This window comes from Bradyrhizobium agreste (assembly GCF_016031625.1).
GTDB classification, from domain to species: Bacteria; Pseudomonadota; Alphaproteobacteria; order Rhizobiales; family Xanthobacteraceae; genus Bradyrhizobium; species Bradyrhizobium agreste.
Map to the genome: position 1 here is coordinate 126,980 of NZ_JACCHP010000003.1, position 18,563 is coordinate 145,542.

Genomic DNA, 18,563 nt, shown 5'->3' on the forward strand with positions numbered 1-18,563 from the left:
CAGCGCGATTGGCACGTAACCGGCGCTCGAAAGCACAAAGCCGATCTTGCCTTGGGCTCAAGGCGTTACGAACGTCAGCGCTGGGACACTAGGAAAGCATCGCGAGACAATTTCGATAGTCGCGCGGCGCCACTCCGAACTTGATCCGGAAGGCCTTGCTGAAGTGGCTGAGATCGTTGAACCCGTTGTCCATCGCGATCTGGGAGACGCTCCGGGCGCGCAAGGCGGGATCCTTCAGTTGTTCGGCGCAGCGATCAAGCCGCCTTGACCATATGTAGCGGGACAACGAGGTTCCCTCGGCTTCGAGCAGCTGGTTGATATATCGCGGCGACAGCTTGAGCTCGGCTGCGATCGTCGCCGGTGTCAGGTCGGGATCGTGAACGTTGCGCTCGACCGTCTCTTTGATCCTCATCAGAGCCAGGGTCCGATATTCGGTAAGGGAGGGCGCGCTGGATTCGGCCAATTCCGCCAGCAGGGCGAGCAGAAGGTCCTTGAAGTTCTGCGATATCTTGAGGCCGGCCGCCTGGCTCGTGAGATTGGGCGCCCGATCGATCAGATGCGACAGGTAGCCAAAGACCATCGGCGCGAGCTCTGATCGTTCACTCAAATTGCACGCCGAGAGACGATTCAGGTGCGGAATCCTGCCGACGCACTGCTCGCGGGGGATCCGAATGCATGCAATTTCAAACGCCTCGTGCGAGGAAAGCTTGTATGGTCTCGTTGCATCACAAAGCGCGCCGTCGCCGAGCTTGAGCTGCGCCGAGCGACCGTCTTGCTCGGCGACCAGCGAGCCCGACAGCACGAAATTGAAGACTAGTACAGAGCTGTCCGCGCGGGAGATGCCTGCCGTGCTTCGCTGAGCTACATGAGGCGAAGCCTTGATGCGGCCTAGGTCGAGACCATTGATCGGCGTGCAGTGGAAGGAAGCATCGAACTGACCTTCGCCGATTAGCCGGTAATCGAGGTCGACGAGATTGCGGCTCACCACGTCGTGCCAATAGTCGAAGCGCTCTCGCGGCGGAAGGCTCGCCGTCGAGGCGAAGCACGGCTGCATCGCCGCAGCCTTTGTGGCTTCCAGAAGCATCTCTTGATTCCCCTCGATCCATTACGATGGGGTTCTTGGGTGCCCCTTCGGCGGTAGATCACTGACAGGATCATCCGTCCGTGTGAAGTTTATTGCTCAATTTCGGAGCCGATCAAGCACGAAATGTGCCAATTTCCCGGGTTGGCCCGGATTGCTTTCCCGCGGTGCGGGGACCTCGTCTAGCCGTTTCAGACAAGTTTCTGTTCCGTCCGAACCAAGCCGCCTTCGACAGAGCTGACCAATGTGGCCCGTCAATTCGGTCAGCATCTTTGCATCGGAGAGCATTCATGGCTTCAAAGATTAACTCCAGTCTTGTCCCCGAGACCGGTATTGCCGACCCCGCGCGACGCGACTTTCTCAAGGCCGCCGCCGCATTGACGGCGGGGGCGACGCTAGGCTCGACCGGCCGCGCGTGGGCCGCCGCGGACAAGAAGATTCGCATCGGTTACATCAGTCCGAAGACCGGGCCGTTCGCGCCGTTTGCCGAGGCGGACGACTTCATTCTCGATCAGGTCAGAAAGTCGCTCGCCGGCGGGCTATCGGTGGGAGGGTCGAAATACGAGGTCGAGATCATCGCGCGCGACGATCAGAGCAGCCCGGATCGGCAGTCCAATCTCGCCGCCGAGCTGATCAACAAGGAGAACATCGATTTGATGCTCGCGCAGGTCTCGATTGGTCCGGGCGTATCGCAGCAATGTGAGCTTAACGGCGTGCCCTGCATCTCGACGATGGGCCCGTGGCAGGCGTGGATGTTCCCGATGAAGGGCGACCCGGCCAAGGGCTTCAAGAACGTGTTTCATTTCTTCTGGGGGATCGAGGACATTGCGGCCGTCTATCTCGACATCTGGAAGGACGCGGACACGAACAAGGTGGTCGGCTCCGTCTTCTCGAATGACGTTCCCGGCAACGCCATGGGCGATTTGAAGCTCGGCATGCCGGGCGCCTTCGCCAAGGCGGGCTACAAAATTATCGACATCGGCCGCTTCCCGGTGGGGGCCGACGACTTCTCGACCCACATCCAGGCCTTCAAGAAGGAAGGCGTGGAGATCGTCACCGGCCTGTTCAATCCCCCGGAATGGGCAACCTTCCTGAATCAATCTGCCCAGATGGGATTCAAGCCGAAGGTTTGCACCATCGCGAAGGCGTTGCTCTTCCCGGGCGGCGTGGCGGCGCTGGGTCCGCGCGCGGAGGGTATGTCCACGGAAATCTGGTGGTTGCCGAGCTACCCGTTCCGCTCGAGCCTGACCGGGCAAACCGCCACCGAGCTTGCTGCTGCCTACCAGGCGGCCACGAAGCGGGAGTGGACGCAGCCGATCGGCGTCGCGCACGCCTTGTTCGAGGCCGGCGTACAAGCTTTGAAGGCAAGTGGCGATCCGAAATCCCCCAACAAGCTCGTGGAGGGCCTGCGAAAGCTCAAGACAGATACGGTTATCGGAAATCTCGATTTCGGCGCAAGCGGGATCGCCAATGTCTCGAAGATCCGGGTGGTCGGCGGGCAGTGGCATGTCGAGGATGGCGGCAAGCCGCACCTCTACATCACCAGCAACAGCACGGCGCCAGAGATCAAGGCCGAGCGCAAGCTCGAGCTCCTGAAGAGCTGACCGCGATGACCGCGTTGCTCGAACTGCGGGACGTCAGCAAGTGTTATCGCGACATGGTCGTGATCCCTGGCCTGACGCTTCAGGTTCGGGCAGGCGAATTCGTCGGAGTCATCGGGCCGAACGGAGCGGGTAAGACCACCCTGTTCGGCCTGATCTCCGGTAACCTTCGCTGCGATTCCGGCGCGGTTTATTTCGATGGGCAAGACGTCACCGCGTTCGGCGCCGATTCGCGCTGCCGCGCCGGCGTCGGCAGGACATTCCAGATCCCCCAACCGTTCCAGGGCATGACCGTGTTCGAGAACGCGCTCGTGGCGGCCACCTTCGGGGCTGCTCTGCACGGCAGACGAGCCGAGCAGAAGGCACGCGAAGCACTCGTTCGTTGCGGTCTCGAGCGCCTCGGCGACACGACAGCCGGCCGCTTGACCTTGCTCCAGCGCAAGCGGCTTGAACTGGCCCGGGCACTTGCAACCGAACCCCGGTTGCTGCTGCTCGACGAAGTCGCGGGCGGGCTGACGGACGCGGAGGTCGCAGAGTTGCTCGAACTCGTCACCGCGATCCACAAAGTCGGGGTGACCGTGATCTGGATCGAGCATCTTGTCCATGCGCTGGTCTCGTCCGCCGATCGCCTGCTCGTGCTGTCGGAGGGACGATTGCTCGGCGACGGGGCGCCCACCGCGGTCATGAGCAGCCGCGAAGTTCGCGACGTATATCTCGGATCCGATCTCGACGAGCAGGCGTCCCATGCTGCGCACTGAGCATCTCAATGCCAACTACGGCATGTTTCAGGCCTTGTTCGGCATCAACTTTGCGATCGAACGCGGCGAGGTCGTTTCTCTGATTGGTGCGAACGGCGCCGGCAAGTCGACGCTGCTTCGTGCCATCGTCGGCTCCGTCCCGGTTGCGGCTCCGAGCGTGCTGCTCGACGGAAAGCCGGTCGGTGGCTCCGCCGAGATAGATCAGCTGAGCCGTGGAATTGCGCTGGTTCCGGAAGGCCGCCGGCTGTTTCCGAGCCTGACCGTTGAGGAGAATCTGCTTCTCGCCGCGCGAAACGGCCGTCGAGGCACGTGGACGCCAGATCGTCTCTATAGGGAACTACCGGCTCTCCAGAGATTGCGCGCTCGTCCCGCCACGGCGCTTTCCGGCGGTCAGCAGCAGCTCGTGGCAGTTGGCCGGGCGCTCGTCACGAACCCCGACTTCCTTCTCTGCGACGAGATATCGCTCGGCCTTTCGCCGGTCGCGGTCGAGACGGTCTACGAGCTGCTCGGCACCGTCATCGAGGAGGGCATGGCGGTGGTCCTTGTCGAGCAAAATGTGCGTCGCGCGCTCTCCAAATCGTCCAGGTACTACTGCATGCTGAAGGGAAACGTCGTGCTCGAGGGCATCTCGAAGACAGCCGATTACGCTCGCGTATCGGCCGCGTATTTTGGAGATTGATCATGCAGATCGCGGCGGAAACGTTGTTAAACGGGCTGATGCTGGGAGCACTTTATGCGCTGTTCGGGCTTGGCCTGAGTCTGAGCGTCGGCGTCATGCGCATGATCAACATCGCCCATGGCGATCTGATCGTCGTCGGGGCCTATCTGACCAGTGTCGTCATGAGCGAAGCGGGCATCGGTGCCTTGACCGCGTTGCTCGTGGTCATTCCGGTGATGTTCGCGCTCGGCTGGATCCTTCAGATCATTTTGTTCAATCGTGTCGTCGGAAAAGATGCTTTGGCTCCGCTTCTCCTCACATTCGGCCTCTCCATCGTCTTGCAGAACGTTCTTCAGGAGATGTTCACTGCCGACACGCGGAGCTTGCAGGCAGGCGATCTGGCCGGTCTCGGGTTCAACGTTCTTGGCGTTTCCATTGGCGTTCTTCCCTTGCTCTCTGCGCTCGCAAGCATCGCACTGCTCGGTGCGACGCATTGGCTGGTCGGTCACACCCATTTCGGGCGTCAGGCGCGCGCCGTATCGGATGATCCCGGGACCGCGCGGCTGGTGGGTGTGAATGATCGCCGTCTCTTCGGGATTGTGACCGGGCTCATCTTTTCGATGATCGGTGTCGCAGCCGTGCTCTACGCTCTCAGGACGCCCTTCTCGCCAACGGCAGGGCCCGAACGGCTGCTCTATTCGTTCGAAGCAGTCGTGCTTGGTGGGCTTGGCAATATCTGGGGGACTTTGTTCGGTGGCCTCGTGATCGGCATCGCGCAGCTTTTCGGGGCGAAGATCGCCTCCGGCCTCGGTCCTTTCTTCGGTCATCTCGCATTCCTCGTGGCTCTGCTCGCTCGTCCCCAGGGGCTGTTCGGAAAGGCGTCGTCATGACCGCGGTCACCGTGTCGAGTGCGAATTTCAGGACGGCGTTGGTGCGGATGTCCGTAAGCGCCGGGCTCCTCATTGTGGCTGCGCTTGTAGTTTCGATTCCCTGGCTGTCGACGTTCGCCGTGCAGCGGCTGCTCGTCGAAGTCTTCACGCTCTTCGCTGTCGCGCTCGCCTGGAATCTGCTGGCAGGCTATGGCGGCCTGGTCGCCATCGGCTTGCACGTCTTTGTAGGCGTAGGCGCATATTCACTCTTCGCGCTCTCGAACGAGCTACACCTCAACCCGTTTTTACTGCTGCCTGCCGCAGCCGTTTTCGCGGCCGTTTTCGCGGCCGTTTCAGCTTGGCCGATGTTCCGTCTGAGCGGTGCTTACTTCGCGGTCGGTACATGGGTCCTTGCTGAGATGATGCGGATACTAACGTTGAATTCGCCATCGCTGGGCGCCGGAGGCGGGATGCCGCTCGAAGCGATGAGCGACATCGATCGGTGGACGCGCAATGCGGGAGTCTACTGGGCCGCGCTGTTGGTCGGTGTCGGATCGCTGGTCGTAAGCCGGCAAGTGCTGCGCGGCTCGCTGGGACTTGCGTTGATGAGCGTGCGTGACTCCGAACCTGCCGCGTTGGCAAGTGGCGTTCCGGTGGCCCGCGCCAAGATCGCGCTTTGGGTGCTGTGCGCCGTCATCTCAGGGCTTGCCGGTGCGGTGTCGTACATGAATACGCTTCAGGTCACGCCGGATGCCTCTTTCTCGCTGAACTGGACCGCCGCAGCGATCTTCATTGCCGTTCTCGGGGGCATCGGAACGCTGGAGGGCCCAATCGTCGGCACGATCGTCTATTTCCTGCTTCGCGAGACCTTTGCAGGCTATGGCGCCTGGTACTTCATCGGGGTCGGGCTGCTTGCGATCTTGACCATGGTGACAGCCCCGGGCGGGGCGGTTTCTCTCATTCCGGAAAAGTGGCGCCTTGATCCGTTCCGAATACGCCGGCGCATGGCCGGATCCGATCTGGACCGATCCGCGTCATTCCCTCAAACCTAAAACCTTGCTCGGAGAACTCGCATGCAGGACACGAAATTCAAAGTCGCAGTCGTTCAGGCAGCGCCGGTCTTCATGGATGCGCCAGCCTCCGTGGCCAAGGCGATTGGTTTCATCCGGGAGGCGGGTGCAGCGGGGGCGAAGCTGCTGGCGTTCCCGGAGGTCTGGATTCCGGGTTATCCCTGGTGGCTTTGGCTCGGGACGCCGGCTTGGGGAATGCAGTTTGTGCCCCGCTATCACGCCAATTCGCTGCGCGCCGATGGGCCCGAGATCCTCGAGCTCTGTGCGGCCGCCGCCGAAGCCAAAATCAACGTCGTGATGGGCTTCTCCGAAATCGACGGCGGAACGCTCTACCTAAGTCAGGTTTTCATCAGCGATGCGGGAAAGATCATTTTCAAGCGCCGAAAGCTCAAGCCGACCCACGTCGAGCGTACGCTCTATGGCGAAGGCGATGGGTCTGATTTCCGCGTTGTCGAAAGCAGCGTCGGACGCCTCGGAGCCTTGTGCTGTGCCGAGCACATTCAGCCGCTCACGAAATACGCCATGTACGCGATGAACGAGCAAATTCACGTGGCGTCTTGGCCATCTTTCACACTGTATCGCGGCAAGGCCTACGCGTTGGGCCATGAGGTGAATCTCGCTGCCAGCCAGATCTACGCGCTGGAGGGAGGTTGCTTCGTCCTGCATGCCACAGCAATTACTGGCCAAGATATGTTCGACATGCTTTGCGATACACCGGAAAGGGTCGATTTGCTGAACGCGGAGGGAGCGAAGCCAGGTGGCGGCTATTCGATGATTTTCGGTCCCGATGGCCAGCCGATGTGCGAGCATCTGCCGCAGGACAAGGAAGGCATCCTCTATGCTGACGTAGACCTGTCGATGATTGCAATCGCCAAAGCGGCCTACGACCCCACGGGGCACTACGCCCGCGGCGACGTCGTGCGTCTCATGGTCAACCGCAGCCCGCGTCGCACGAGCGTCAGCTTCAGCGAAGACGAGAATGCGGCGGTCACTTTCACCGAGACTTGACCGGATTGCGCGATACTGGTTGAAGGCAGGGGTAGTTGGCGAGCGAATTCACCCCGCTGATTTCGACAGCCTTGTCGCGAGCGGTCGCGATATGCTCGCTTAAGCCGTGTGGAGTTGCCCTTATGACAAGAACGGTGTGGCTTGAGGGCTTACAGTGACCCCGATTAACGTCGACGACTATCGAAGCCTGGCTCGGCGTCGCCTTCCACGAATGGTGTTCGACTATCTTGATGGAGGAGCCGAAAGCGAGCGTGGTTTGCACCGAAACCTCAAAGCTTTTGCGGCGATCAATTTTGCGCCTCGGCGGCTTGTCGATGTCAGCCAGCGCAGTTCGTCCGTATCTCTGTTCGGACGGACGCTTCCAACGCCCTTTGTGGTCGCACCGACCGGCCTGAATGGTGCTCTGTGGCCTGATGGCGATGTAGCGTTAGCCCGGGCTGCTCGCAGCGCCGGGATCCCGTTTGTACTTTCGACTGCGTCCAACGCGACAATTGAGGACGTCGCGGAACGGGCGGGCGGTGATCTGTGGTTCCAGCTTTACGTCGTGCAGCGAGATCTAGCGCAGCAGCTTGTTCGCAGGGCCAAAGACGCGGGGTACCGTGTTCTGGTTCTCACCGTTGATGTTGCGGTCAATGGCAGAAGGGAGCGTGATCTGCGAAACGGATTTGCGATTCCCTTTCGTCAGACTCGCCGATCGGTTCTAGACGCCGTAACGCATCCGAGGTGGGCGCTCAACCAAATCCGCCATGGCTTGCCTCAGCTCGCAAATTTTGCCAGGCCTGACGCAACCGACGTGAACGCACAAGCCGCCTTGATGCGTCGGCAGATGGATGCCAGTTTCTGCTGGGAGGATCTTCAGGCGCTCCGCGACGCATGGCCGGGTATCCTCATCGTGAAGGGCATTATGACTTCGACCGACGCAAGGCGATGCCGGGAACTTGGCGTCGATGCCGTCGTTCTGTCCAATCATGGCGGAAGGCAGATCGAGGACGTTCCGGCGCCGATAGATTTGTTGGCGGAAATCTCGAACCAGAATGCGATGCCTCCGCTTCTCGTCGATGGCGGCATACGCCGCGGAGCCGATGCGGTAAAGGCGTTGGCGCTCGGTGCCAAAGCGGTGTTGTTGGGACGTGCCATCCTTTATGGGCTCGCCGCTGCGGGCGAACAAGGGGCAAGCCACGTGCTTGAAATCCTCACTGCCGAAGTTGATACGACGCTCGCACTCGTCGGCTGTCCAGAGGCCGAACGTCTTGATCGCCAGTTCATTCAATTGTGAGGGGCCATAGGCACCGCGAGCGGCGATGTGGCGATCGCTGCTTGCAGCGCGCGGCCGATGGCCAGAACAGCTGCGTCGCAGCCATAACGGCCAATCAGTTGAACCGAAAGCGGCAATCCACCGGCCATTCCACAGGGTAGCGCGAGCGCGGGGCCTCCAAGGGCATTGGCGAACGCGGTAGGACCGACGCGCGACCAATGTGCGAAATTGACCGGTGCCGCCGGCTTTGCCAGGGCTGGGGCCGGACCAAAGGTTGTCGGCAGCAGCAGAATGTCCGCAGGTCCCATGGTCGCTTCGAAGCAGGCGACAAGCTCAGCTCGGCGCGCCATGGCCAAGAGATAATCGTCGCCCGACACGAGGGCACCGAGGTGGAGCTTCAGCCTGGCATCGCGGCCGTAAAGCTGCGGCGAAGCGGATAGCCGTTCGCGATGGTAGTGCCAGCTTTCGCAGGTAGCGATCACGGCACTGATGGCATCCAATTCCTCAATACCCCGAATCTCCGTCGCGCGCGGAGTGACACCAATCGCACGCAGCAGCGTCTCCACCTCGTCGAGAACGCGCCGTTGCGCGGCCGGCAGGAGGTCGTCGAAGTCGCGGACTCGGACGTAGCCTGCGGTAGGCGGGAGAGCTTCCGATGCGGTACGAAAGCTCTTCTCCGCCCGTGAGCGCCCGGCGACCGCTGCGTCCTCCTGTGTCAACATCGCATCGAGGAGGATAGCAACGTCCTCCACAGTACGCGCCATCGGGCCGACGTTATCCATGGTTTTCGAGAGGGGCATGACGCCGCGATGGCTGACCAGCCCGCGCGATGGTTTGAGGCCCACGATGCCGTTGAAAGCCGCGGGCACTCGGATGCTGCCGCCGGTATCCGTGCCCAGTGCGCCGAAGACCTCGCCTGCCGCAACGGACGCGCCGGATCCCGACGAGGAGCCGCCCGGCGAATGCGCTGTATTCCATGGATTACGGGCGTTTGGAGCCAGCGCCGTTTCGTCATGCATTCCGATGGCGAATTCGTTCGTCGTGACCTTGCCGAGAATGACCGCTCCCGCCGCGCGCAGAGCCGCCACTACAGTCGCATCGCGCGGAGCGACGCGGTCGGCGTAGAGCCGCGAATGCCCGGTGCAGCGGACACTGGCGACGTCGATGATGTCCTTGACGGCAAGCGGGATGCCAGCAACCGGGGCAACCGCCGCACCGCCGCGGCGCAGCGAGTCGGCCGCGCGCGCCATGGCAAGCGCTTGGTCCTGCATGAGCGTGATGAAACAGTGCAGCGTCGGCTCCATCGCCGCGCACCGCTTCAGACAGGCGGTGGTCAGTTCCAAGGAGGTGATTGCGCCACTCTCGAGGGCGGCGGAGGCTTTGGCCAACGTGTCTAGGTCGGACAGGATCGTCTGTTCCATGAAACCTCGAATGCGGGCGGGACGCTGATTATTCGAAGACCGGGCTTTCGTTGAGACCGCTACGGCTGACGGCCGCATTGCGGCGTATCAACTGGATTTTGGCCTCCATGAATAGCAAGCCCGGAATGAGTGCGGCACGGTCGGCGGCGTCGAGGCCGGAGGCACCGGCTCTGTCGAGAAGCCAGCCGAAATCATGCGCCGCCAATGTGGCCGGCGGGTTATCGTCTTGTTTCAAGAGCGTCCTCCCGCCGGCGGAAGCGCTGGATCAACGTAGATGGGGCCTGGAAGCACCGCCGGATTCGAGTGATGGTAGTGATGGTGGTGCGCTGGCCGGCACGCATCGATTATTGTCGCGGGCAGATCGCGCCGCAGCACAACCGGCTGGCCGTGCGGCGTAACGAGATAGGAGCGTCGCCAGTCCTCCATGGTCGCCCGGATGTTCGCCTCGTCGATGGCGAGTTTACGACCGACCAGGTCGCAGAAGGTGTCGATCCAGGTTTGGAAATAAGCCTCGGATGTCAGCGCGTCGCCATGGCGGGCAAGTCCTGCCGAGAATCGTTCGCCCCATTCCGTCCAGGAAAAATGCCCAGCCTGGCTCGTGCGAACCGTGATCGCGAACAGCGTTGCCTGCCAGGGGTCGTCGAAACTCTGCTCGCCGAAGTCGGGCGCGAAGCGCGCAGTGGACATTGCGTCAGTCATGATCGACGCGTCCTTCGATATAGCTCTCATACAGTTCAATCCGCACGCAAGTGTTCGGCTCCGAAGCGCTGCCCCACATCTCCGCGCCATCGAAGCGGACCGAGTAGACGTGCTGGAATTCCGATCGGTCGGACGCAAAGGCGTCCGCGAATCGGAAGATGCCCATGTATTGTTCGATCCGGCCAATACAGCCGCGCACGTAGCGGGGCAGCCGGGTGTGGGTCGCAGGGGCATCCCGCCGTGCTCGGATCAGCATTCCTGTTACAAACTTCGGCGCGGGCAGCGCCGGAGGAGCGGGCACCTTCGCCGCCTTGAATCGGGGCCATAGCTTGTCGGCAGGAATAAGCATCGCATCCGGAATGGCCACTTCTGCTGCCTCCGGCGTCACGCCGAGTTCGGCGTATAGCCGTTCGATCATGCCAAGCCAACGCTCCCAATATGGCGTCGTGAGGTAGACCGCCGGGGAGACGTTCTCCATGTAGTAGCGGGTTTTGTCGATGTTGTAGGCGCGCTGCAGGATCGACAGCATGTTGATGCCGTAGATTCGCTTGTACTCTTCGCGCTCGAACACCGTCTCGTAGTTGGGATCGACCGGCCCGAAGCCGTGCATCCCTCCCATATCGTGGATGCCGTCCATCAGCGTGATCCCGCAGCGTCCGGCGTCAACGCAACGCCGGTGCCGATCATCGAGTTCCGGGTGACGAGTTGAGCCAGAGCGTCCTCGGTCCAGCCCTCGGTCCCGACCGGGCGCTGCGGCAGTACGAGATAACGCAACTCGGCGTTGGAATCCCAGACCCGGATCTCTCGCTCCGTCGGCACCTCCAACCCGAATTCCCGCAACACCTGCCGAGGTTCGCGCACGATGCGGGAGCGATAGGCTGGCGACTTGTACCAGCCGGGTGAACTGCCGAGTAGCCGAAACGGATAACACGAACACAATGTGCAGACGATGACGTTGTGCACCAAATCGGTGTTCTCCAGTACGACAATGTTGGCCCCGGTGATGTCGACCAGCTCCGCGGTGACGTCTTCCGCCCGCTCCAGCAGGCGGCGGCGATAGTCGGGGTCGACCCAGGCGCGTGCCACGATCCGCGCGCCGATCTTGGGACCGATACGATTTTCCGCGATGTCGACCAATTCGTCGACCGCCTTCGGATCGATGATGCCTCTCTCCGACAACAGAGTTTCCAGCGCTCTGACGCGCAGGGCAAACTCGGCAGGCGGATCGGTGAATTCCTCATCGGACATGGGGTTCTCCAAGCTCGTGGCGATCTTCGTCGGCAGGCGAACGGCTCAATTTGCGAAGACCTGCTTGTACATCTCCAACTGCGCCGGATATTTGCTGATAAGCGTACGCCAGTCCATGACGTTGAAGACGAGCCCTTGGGGAGCACCGGCGACCTTCGGCGCGTCCGGCATGGTCCCCTGCATACCGATGTCGGCGAGTAGCGCCTGAGCCTCGGCGCTGAACAGCCAGGTCGCGAACAGCTTGGCGGCGTTCGGATGAGGCGCCTTGGCGAGAATGGCCTCGTTGAGGGGAATCGAGATGACGCCTTCTTCGGGGAAGATGAACTCGAAGGGCGCTCCCTTCTTCGCTGCCGCCTTGAAGAAATGATAGGGCACGTCGAGACCAAGGGTGGCCTGACCGGATGCCACCGCCTGGATTGCCTGGGCGTTCGCTTGCGAGACAATGGGGTGGTTGGCGGCGAGGCCCTCGAACCAGGCCCGGTCCAGCTTGCCGGCGATGGTCAGTGCCGTCAACGCTTGCCCCGTGCCCGACACGCTCTGCAACGTGGAGATGGAGATCTGCTTGTTCCATTTGCGATCGGCGAGTTCGCGCCAGCTCTTCGGTGCGTCCGCGGGCTTGACGTAGCTCTTGTTGTAGAATGGGCCGCTGACGGTGAGCGTCCAGTCGAACCACATCCTGTTCGTGCCGACGAACTTTTCGTCGAGGCCGGCGGTCGTCTCGGGCGCATAGCTGGCCAGGAAGCCCTTGTCGGCGTATTCCGGCATGTCGTTAGACGTGGTGTACACAATGTCACCGGCCGCTTGGCCAGACGCTGCCTCGGCTTCCAGCCGGCTCGTCAGCTTCGCTCCAAAGAGATCGACACCCACAACCTTGATGGTTGGAAACCGCGCGGAGAATGCGGCGAAGATCGGCGTATTGGCGCTGGTGTTCGGGTTGTAGACCACGACTTCGCGCTCGCCGGCGGCCACCGCGGCGTCATAGAGCGGCTTCATGATGGCGGCATCGTCCCTCGCCACCGCTGAGTGAGCATTCAGCCCCAGGGCAAGCGCGACCGCCCCGCGGCAAAGGCCTTTTGTCCAATCACGTCGGTTCATTCTGATGCCCTCTCTCATGGCTTGCCTCCGATCAACGGAGGAGCGGTGCGGTATCTGGAAGTTGAAGGAAAAGGTGCTCGCCCGCCTTCGGTGCGGGAGCGGCATCCGCCGACTGCGTGACTAGCAGCGGCTGGTCAGCCGCCCTGATCTCGATCTCAAGAGACGAACCGAGCCGTGTGACCCGGCCGACGGTGGTTGCGATGTGGTTCCCGCGCGGTGCGCTCGTCAGGCTGACATCCCGTGATTTCAGAGCGATCGCGAGCCGCTCCCCGATCGCGAACCGCCCCGACGATTGCATCGTTACGCGGGTACCGTCGAGATCGAGCGTGGTCCGCCCCGCGGCCAGATCAGTCACGATGCCTTCGAGCATGTTGTCGTAGCCGACGAAGCTCGCGACGTAGCGCGTTGCCGGCTCGAACAATACCTCGGCTGGCGATCCGTATTGTACAACCGCGCCCTCGTGGAGAACTGCGATCATGTCGGCAAGCGCCATGGCCTCGTCTTGGTCGTGCGTCACCATCACGCTCGTCATACCAAGGCGATCATGGATGTTGCGCAACTCGCGTCGCAACTGATTGCGAAGGCCGCTGTCGAGGTTCGACAACGGTTCATCCAGCAGCAAGATCGACGGCTCGATGCAGAGCGCGCGTGCCAGCGCAACGCGTTGCTGCTGTCCACCGGACAACTGGCCCGGGAAGCGATCGAGAAGAGGGCGGAGCCCGATCAGGTCGGCGAGGTCCGAGACCCGGGTTTCGATTTCCCCAGAACTTGCGCGCTTCTGGCGCATTGGGAAAGCAATGTTATCGAACACCTTCAAGTGCGGCCAAAGCGCATAGTGCTGGAACACCATGCCGAGCCCGCGCTTCTCCGCAGGCACCGGAACGGGCATCGTCTCGTGAAACATCGTCCGGCCTTGCAGGTCCAGCCGACCCCGGCTCGGGTGCTCCAGGCCCGCGATGCAGCGTAGCAGGGTCGTCTTGCCGCAGCCGGACGGACCAAGCAGGCAGAGATAGGTCCCGACGGGGACCTTAAGGTCAATTCCCTTCAGGATCTCCGTGTCCCCATAGAACTTGCGCAGCGCCGAAATCCAGATGCTGGGCGCCGTCGGCGTATCGCTGGTCAAGAGCATCGTTCTTTCCTGTGGTCTTGCGTCGGGAGGTCCGGACCTAGCGGCTGGCGACGGCAACTCGGGGCTGGTTGCGCATGGAGGTGTAGAAGCGTGTTGCGAGATACAGACCGGCGACCATCAGCAGGAACAAGGCGAGGTAGCTCAGGAAGAAGGCCGCGGCCTGCGCCACCTCGCCATTGTTGAAAAGGGAATAGGCGTAGGTGGCGACAGTCTGGCTTCTGGTGCTCTGCAGGAGAAGCGGCACGTCCAACGCGCCGGCGATCGCCAGGCTGACGAGCACCCATGCTGCCGCAAGGCTCGGCGCGCACAGACGAGCGGTGATACTGAGTATGACCGTCGCCGGCCGCGCAGCGCTCATGCGCGCCGCGTCCTCGAGCTCCGGGCTAACCTGGGCAACAATACCCTCGCAGGCCCGGATCGCCAGCGGCAAGTGAGCGACGACGAGGGCAATGGCCATCAGGATGTTGGAGCCGTAGAGCGTGCGCAGTCCGGGTGTGCTGACGAAGGTCCACACGAAGGCAAGGCTGAGCACGATGCCGGGCGCAGTGGCCGGCACCCACGACGCAATGCGGACGAAAAGTCGCAGAATGCGGAGGGAGGTGCGGGTCTCGACATAGGCCATAATGAAGGCGACCGCGATGACGAATAGTCCGCCGACGGTCGACATTGCCAGAGTCTCCATCAGAATGACGACCTGGCGCCCGTCGGCGAAGATAGCCTTGTAGTTCGCAAGAGTATAAGTGCCGTACATGCCGAAGTAGGGCTGAAGCGATCCGATGACCATCTGCGCTAGTGGCAACAGGAGAGCGAGCACCAGAAAAAGTCCGATTGCCAGTGATATCGCCCAATCCCAGCGCGAGGGCTCCATCGCAGCTGTCTGGCGCGCCTTGCCCACGATCGAGGTAAAGCTACGTCCGCCGACGAGGCGCGCCTGCAGCAAGAGCAACAGCGTGATCATCAGCACAACGACCAGAGACAAGGCCGTGGCCGAAGCCCATTGCGGCGTCGTCTCCTTGTTGAGATATGCCTCGACTGCCGTTGACAGAGTCTCGATGCCGGCTGGGGCCGCCAGCAACGCTGGGAAATCGTAGATTTGGATCCCCTCGACGAACATCAGCATGGCGACAGCGACCAGCGCCGGTGTCAACAACGGCAGGCTCACCTGAATTACCGCACGCCCCCGGCTCGCCCCTGACATGACGGCGGCGTCCTCGAGGCTGCGGTCGATCTGCAGCACCGGTCCGAGCAGGAGAAGATAGGCGGCGGCGGAGACCTTCAAGACCGTCACCCAGACGAGGCCACCGAAACTGTAGACCGTCAACCAATCGGGAAGGTCGCGGCCGAAGGCCTGGAACACGTTGGCGATGAGGCCGCTGCGCGGCGCACCGATCATCCCCCAGCTCACAGCGAAGAATAGTCGCGGAATGGCCGCGATCAGCACCATGGCCGGCACAAGCAGCCGGGCCGCGCGGGCCGCGGACCGGGCCGTAACAAAGGCAAAGGCAAGCCCGATCGAAATGGAGATGACGAGTACAATGCTGGAATACAGGGCGGAGACGCCGAAGGCGCGGTAAGTCGCGACGTTGCCGAACACGGTCGAGAAGCCGGAGAGCGTAAAGGTGCCGCCGAATGGCGTCGACTTGAACGCGCCGCCGATCAGCGTGAAGAACGGCCAATAGACGAAAGCGAGCAGCAAGAGACAGAAGCCGCTCCCCCAAGGTCCGAGCCGCCAGATTGTCCGAACCAAGGCCGCCAAAACGTGACTCCCGTGCTTTCACCAGCGACAAAGTTGATGACATGTCACTCTGATACGGCAGCGACCAGGCTGGATATGCTGTGTGAGCATACCCCCTGTTTCTCATGGTGAGCTGCCTACCGCGTGGGCGAAAAATCCGGAAATGACCAAATCGAGGCGGCCAATGGCCAAGAGCTAGGCAGGTGTCCGACGCGATCCTGGCGCTATGAGATAGCCGCTCCTGTCGTGACGGAGGAACTCATTCGCCACGTCTTTGATGACCGCCATCAGGGCGCGGTACTCTGGACGCTTGGCCGCCGACTTCAGAACGCACAGGTCTAGCGACAGCCGCTCGGTTCTGGCCGGAATGATCTTGAAGTCATTCAGCCGGTTATGCGCGGCGAGCAGGGAATACGGCAGTATGGTGTAGGCGTTGTCATCGACGATACGGATCGCCTCGGAGGCGGGCCACACCTCAATGCGACGGTTTGGGTCCAGACCGTGCTCGGCGAGAATACGCTTTTCCACCCTTCTGATCTGCGGCGACTTGGCGGCTTCTATGAAGGTCATCCGCCGCAGTTCGCGCACTTTCGCCGTCCGCGACGTCACGAGCAGCAGCGCCTCCTTCCAAAGCGTGGTGCAGTTGACAGCGGAATCCGACGTCTCCGAGCGTCCCACCTTGATCTCGAGTCCGAGGACGCTGAGCGGCTGGTCTGTCAATCCTTCGATGCGCAGGAAGACGTCCGGACAAACCTTCGCGAAGCGGACGACGACCTTCTCCAGCAGGAGAGAACTCGCGCTCGACACCATGCCGAGATGCAGCGTCCGCGACTGATCGGGGGGCAATGGCATTTGTCCGATCTGACCGATCTGCTCAAGAAGAGATGTCAGTTCGATCGCGCGCTGCATCAGCTCCCGGCCGACCTGACTTAGTTCGACACCGACATGCGAGCGGATAAACAGAGGCTTGCCGATGTCGGTTTCAAGCTTGACCATGCGACGGCTGAGCGCCGATTGCGTAATGTGCAGCGTCTGGGCTGCCGCCTTGATGCTGCCGAGCGTTCCCACCTCGAGAAAATAGCGCAACTGCGTGCTGTCCAGCGCCATGCTGTGGGTATCTCCATTCGGCATATCCCCTCAGCTGATTAGCCAACTAGGTTGGCGAGCACAAGAACCGGTCAAGGCCGGCTCACCTGAAAACCGTGAGACCCCGTCATGCGCCCCGCCGTCGCAATTTCGCTGGCCGCGCTGCCCACCTTGCTCGCAGGACTGGAGCAGTCGGTGATGGCGACCACCGCGCCGGCGATCGCAGCCCAGATCGGCGCCGATGCGGCTCTTGTCTGGATCCTGGCAGCGTTCTTCGTCGCAGCATCGGTGGCGACGCCGATCTACGGCCGGCTCGCCGACCATTTCGGACCGATCCGCGTCCTGACGGTCGCCATGCTGATTTTCTCTGTCGGCAGCGTGCTTGCTGCGCAGTCCACCGGGCTGGTGACCCTGGCACTCGCCCGCTTTGTTCAGGGCATTGGTGGCGGCGGCCTGATCTCACTGCCGCAGGCATTTCTCAGCCAGACCATCGCGCCCCGCCAGCGAGCCGCGTTTCAAGGTTATATCGTTGCCATCGCCTTCGTAGCCAACACCTTGGGACCGGCGGTCGGCGGATTTCTCATTAGCGGACTCGGCTGGCGCGCGATTTTCTGGATGCAGGCACCACTGGCGCTGATTGCCGCGGCCTTGCTGATACTGGCGCCCGGGCCCAAGCCGATGCATCGTGCCCATGCGGCACCTATACTTCGCTTCGACTGGATCGGCGCGACCTTGCTCATGGGATGTATTTCCAGTCTCGTGATGCTGATACAGACCTTGTCGGGGGCTGCCTTCTCCGGCGCGGCGTTGGGTTGGTCCACGCTTTTCGTCACGACGGCAGCCGGTTTCGTCGTCGTCCAACGCACCGTCAGCGATCCGCTACTGCCGCTCGGACTGCTGCGCGCCCCGATTGTTTGGAAGGGCGGCCTCATCGTGTTTCTTTACGGATTCCTGTTCACCGGCCTCAGCAGCTACCTGCCCGTTCTCTTGCGCGCGCACTATGTTTTGTCGCCGAGGGAGATCGGCATCCTCATGATGCCGCTGCTCGGTGCCATCGGTGTCGGGTCGCTGATCACGGGGCAGATGGTGCGCCGGACCGGTCGGACCATGATCTTTCCCTCGGTGGGTCTGGCCAGCGTGGCGACCATCCTTCTTGGCTTCTCGTTTGCCTTGCCGGTTCTTTCGCCCTGGGAAACCGCTTTCTGGATGGGCGGAGTCGGGCTCTTCATGGGAAGCACGCTCGGTGTCGTTCAGGTCGCGCTGCAACTCGGTTCACCCGCCCACATGATCGGCCGGGCGACCGCCTTCCTTCAACTATCGCGAACGATCGGCGCCAGCGTGAGCGCCGGCATCGGCGGCCTGATCTACTTCTATAGCCTGCAGTTCTTCGTGAATGCGCCTCCGGCGCTGAGCGGAGCATGGGAGCCAATCGGCCCCGTGACGCCGGGGACGTTCTCCACAATGCCATTCGCAATGCTGTTCGGGTGCTTCGCAGCAGCCGCTCTCGCGGCTGCCGTCACGGCAAGCCGCTGCCGGCTCACACGGATCACTTAAGAATCCCCTAGATCAACTCTTGATTCGAGTGACTATGGGAGCCCACGGACGATCCCGAAGGCTGAATCCAATTAGATTGGACCGAGTGCCGGCTTCTTCCGACAACTATGGAGTTATCGTTAATCGCGTGCGCGACGTGGTGCCGCGCAGCATTTCGAGATCAAATCGGAAAGGGCAACCGTAGCCATCGTTGCGCGCCTCAAAAAGCTCCGGGCGTTCAAGGCAATGCGGAGGAGGGAGTATTCTCAAAGTACGGGGCTGCTGCGCTGGGGGATGTAGGTGAACTCAAACGGCAA

General features: G+C 61.9%; 18 protein-coding genes. 8 read left to right on the forward strand and 10 right to left on the reverse strand.

The features are described from left to right. Positions 1–88 precede the first annotated feature (88 nt). Entirely contained in the window at positions 89–985 is an 897-nt protein-coding gene (locus tag HZZ13_RS05455) for an AraC-like ligand-binding domain-containing protein (protein ID WP_197958622.1), read from the reverse strand. Between the two features lie 191 nt (positions 986–1,176). Between HZZ13_RS05455 and HZZ13_RS05460 the strand changes: the two genes are divergently transcribed. The 7 genes from HZZ13_RS05460 (at position 1,177) to HZZ13_RS05490 (ending at position 8,321) form a co-directional block, all read left to right on the forward strand. Further along, positions 1,177–2,685, forward strand: a complete 1,509-nt coding sequence (locus HZZ13_RS05460) for an ABC transporter substrate-binding protein (RefSeq protein ID WP_197958623.1) — start codon at positions 1,177–1,179, stop codon at positions 2,683–2,685. Between the two features lie 5 nt (positions 2,686–2,690). Continuing rightward, positions 2,691–3,440, forward strand: coding sequence for an ABC transporter ATP-binding protein (locus HZZ13_RS05465; protein ID WP_197958624.1), 750 nt, complete (start codon positions 2,691–2,693; stop codon positions 3,438–3,440). After that, entirely contained in the window at positions 3,427–4,119 is a 693-nt protein-coding gene (locus tag HZZ13_RS05470; protein ID WP_197958625.1) for a branched-chain amino acid ABC transporter ATP-binding protein, read from the forward strand. The genes HZZ13_RS05465 and HZZ13_RS05470 overlap by 14 nt, the downstream gene beginning before the upstream one ends. Before the next feature lie 2 nt (positions 4,120–4,121). After that, positions 4,122–4,988: a branched-chain amino acid ABC transporter permease gene (locus HZZ13_RS05475; protein WP_197958626.1), complete on the forward strand. Its 867-nt coding sequence runs from the start codon at positions 4,122–4,124 to the stop codon at positions 4,986–4,988. Then, a complete protein-coding gene (locus HZZ13_RS05480) occupies positions 4,985–6,019 on the forward strand; it encodes a branched-chain amino acid ABC transporter permease (protein ID WP_197958627.1) in 1,035 nt (344 codons plus the stop codon). Before HZZ13_RS05475 ends, HZZ13_RS05480 begins: the two co-directional genes overlap by 4 nt. 21 nt (positions 6,020–6,040) lie before the next feature. Beyond that, a complete protein-coding gene (locus HZZ13_RS05485) occupies positions 6,041–7,045 on the forward strand; it encodes a nitrilase (protein WP_197958628.1) in 1,005 nt (334 codons plus the stop codon). A 154-nt stretch (positions 7,046–7,199) separates the two neighbouring features. Continuing rightward, positions 7,200–8,321: an alpha-hydroxy-acid oxidizing protein gene (locus HZZ13_RS05490; protein ID WP_311972605.1), complete on the forward strand. Its 1,122-nt coding sequence runs from the start codon at positions 7,200–7,202 to the stop codon at positions 8,319–8,321. Here HZZ13_RS05490 and HZZ13_RS05495 read toward each other — a convergent pair. From HZZ13_RS05495 to HZZ13_RS05535, 9 genes are all read right to left on the reverse strand, one after another. Then, positions 8,312–9,721, reverse strand: a complete 1,410-nt coding sequence (locus HZZ13_RS05495; RefSeq protein WP_197958629.1) for an amidase — start codon at positions 9,719–9,721, stop codon at positions 8,312–8,314. The two genes, HZZ13_RS05490 and HZZ13_RS05495, sit on opposite strands and share 10 nt — an antisense overlap. A 28-nt stretch (positions 9,722–9,749) precedes the next feature. After that, complete coding sequence (locus HZZ13_RS05500) at positions 9,750–9,956, reverse strand: hypothetical protein (protein WP_197958630.1); 207 nt, start codon at positions 9,954–9,956, stop codon at positions 9,750–9,752. After that, entirely contained in the window at positions 9,953–10,420 is a 468-nt protein-coding gene (locus tag HZZ13_RS05505; protein WP_197958631.1) for a nitrile hydratase accessory protein, read from the reverse strand. The genes HZZ13_RS05500 and HZZ13_RS05505 overlap by 4 nt, the downstream gene beginning before the upstream one ends. Continuing rightward, complete coding sequence (gene nthB / locus HZZ13_RS05510) at positions 10,413–11,057, reverse strand: nitrile hydratase subunit beta (RefSeq protein WP_197958632.1); 645 nt, start codon at positions 11,055–11,057, stop codon at positions 10,413–10,415. The genes HZZ13_RS05505 and nthB overlap by 8 nt, the downstream gene beginning before the upstream one ends. Then, the gene (nthA, locus tag HZZ13_RS05515; protein ID WP_197958633.1) at positions 11,057–11,668 is read right to left on the reverse strand and encodes a nitrile hydratase subunit alpha; all 612 of its coding nucleotides are present in this window, start codon (positions 11,666–11,668) and stop codon (positions 11,057–11,059) included. The genes nthB and nthA overlap by 1 nt, the downstream gene beginning before the upstream one ends. A 45-nt stretch (positions 11,669–11,713) precedes the next feature. Beyond that, a complete protein-coding gene (locus HZZ13_RS05520; protein ID WP_197958634.1) occupies positions 11,714–12,661 on the reverse strand; it encodes an ABC transporter substrate-binding protein in 948 nt (315 codons plus the stop codon). 133 nt (positions 12,662–12,794) lie between these two features. Then, positions 12,795–13,892 carry an ABC transporter ATP-binding protein gene (locus tag HZZ13_RS05525; RefSeq protein WP_197958635.1) on the reverse strand — a complete coding sequence of 366 codons (1,098 nt, stop codon included), beginning with the start codon at positions 13,890–13,892 and terminating at the stop codon, positions 12,795–12,797. A gap of 37 nt (positions 13,893–13,929) precedes the next feature. Beyond that, complete coding sequence (locus tag HZZ13_RS05530; protein ID WP_197958636.1) at positions 13,930–15,486, reverse strand: ABC transporter permease; 1,557 nt, start codon at positions 15,484–15,486, stop codon at positions 13,930–13,932. A gap of 336 nt (positions 15,487–15,822) precedes the next feature. Beyond that, positions 15,823–16,734 carry a LysR family transcriptional regulator gene (locus HZZ13_RS05535; RefSeq protein WP_197958637.1) on the reverse strand — a complete coding sequence of 304 codons (912 nt, stop codon included), beginning with the start codon at positions 16,732–16,734 and terminating at the stop codon, positions 15,823–15,825. A gap of 108 nt (positions 16,735–16,842) precedes the next feature. Between HZZ13_RS05535 and HZZ13_RS05540 the strand changes: the two genes are divergently transcribed. Further along, positions 16,843–18,267: an MFS transporter gene (locus tag HZZ13_RS05540; protein WP_197958638.1), complete on the forward strand. Its 1,425-nt coding sequence runs from the start codon at positions 16,843–16,845 to the stop codon at positions 18,265–18,267. Positions 18,268–18,563: the final 296 nt, after the last annotated feature.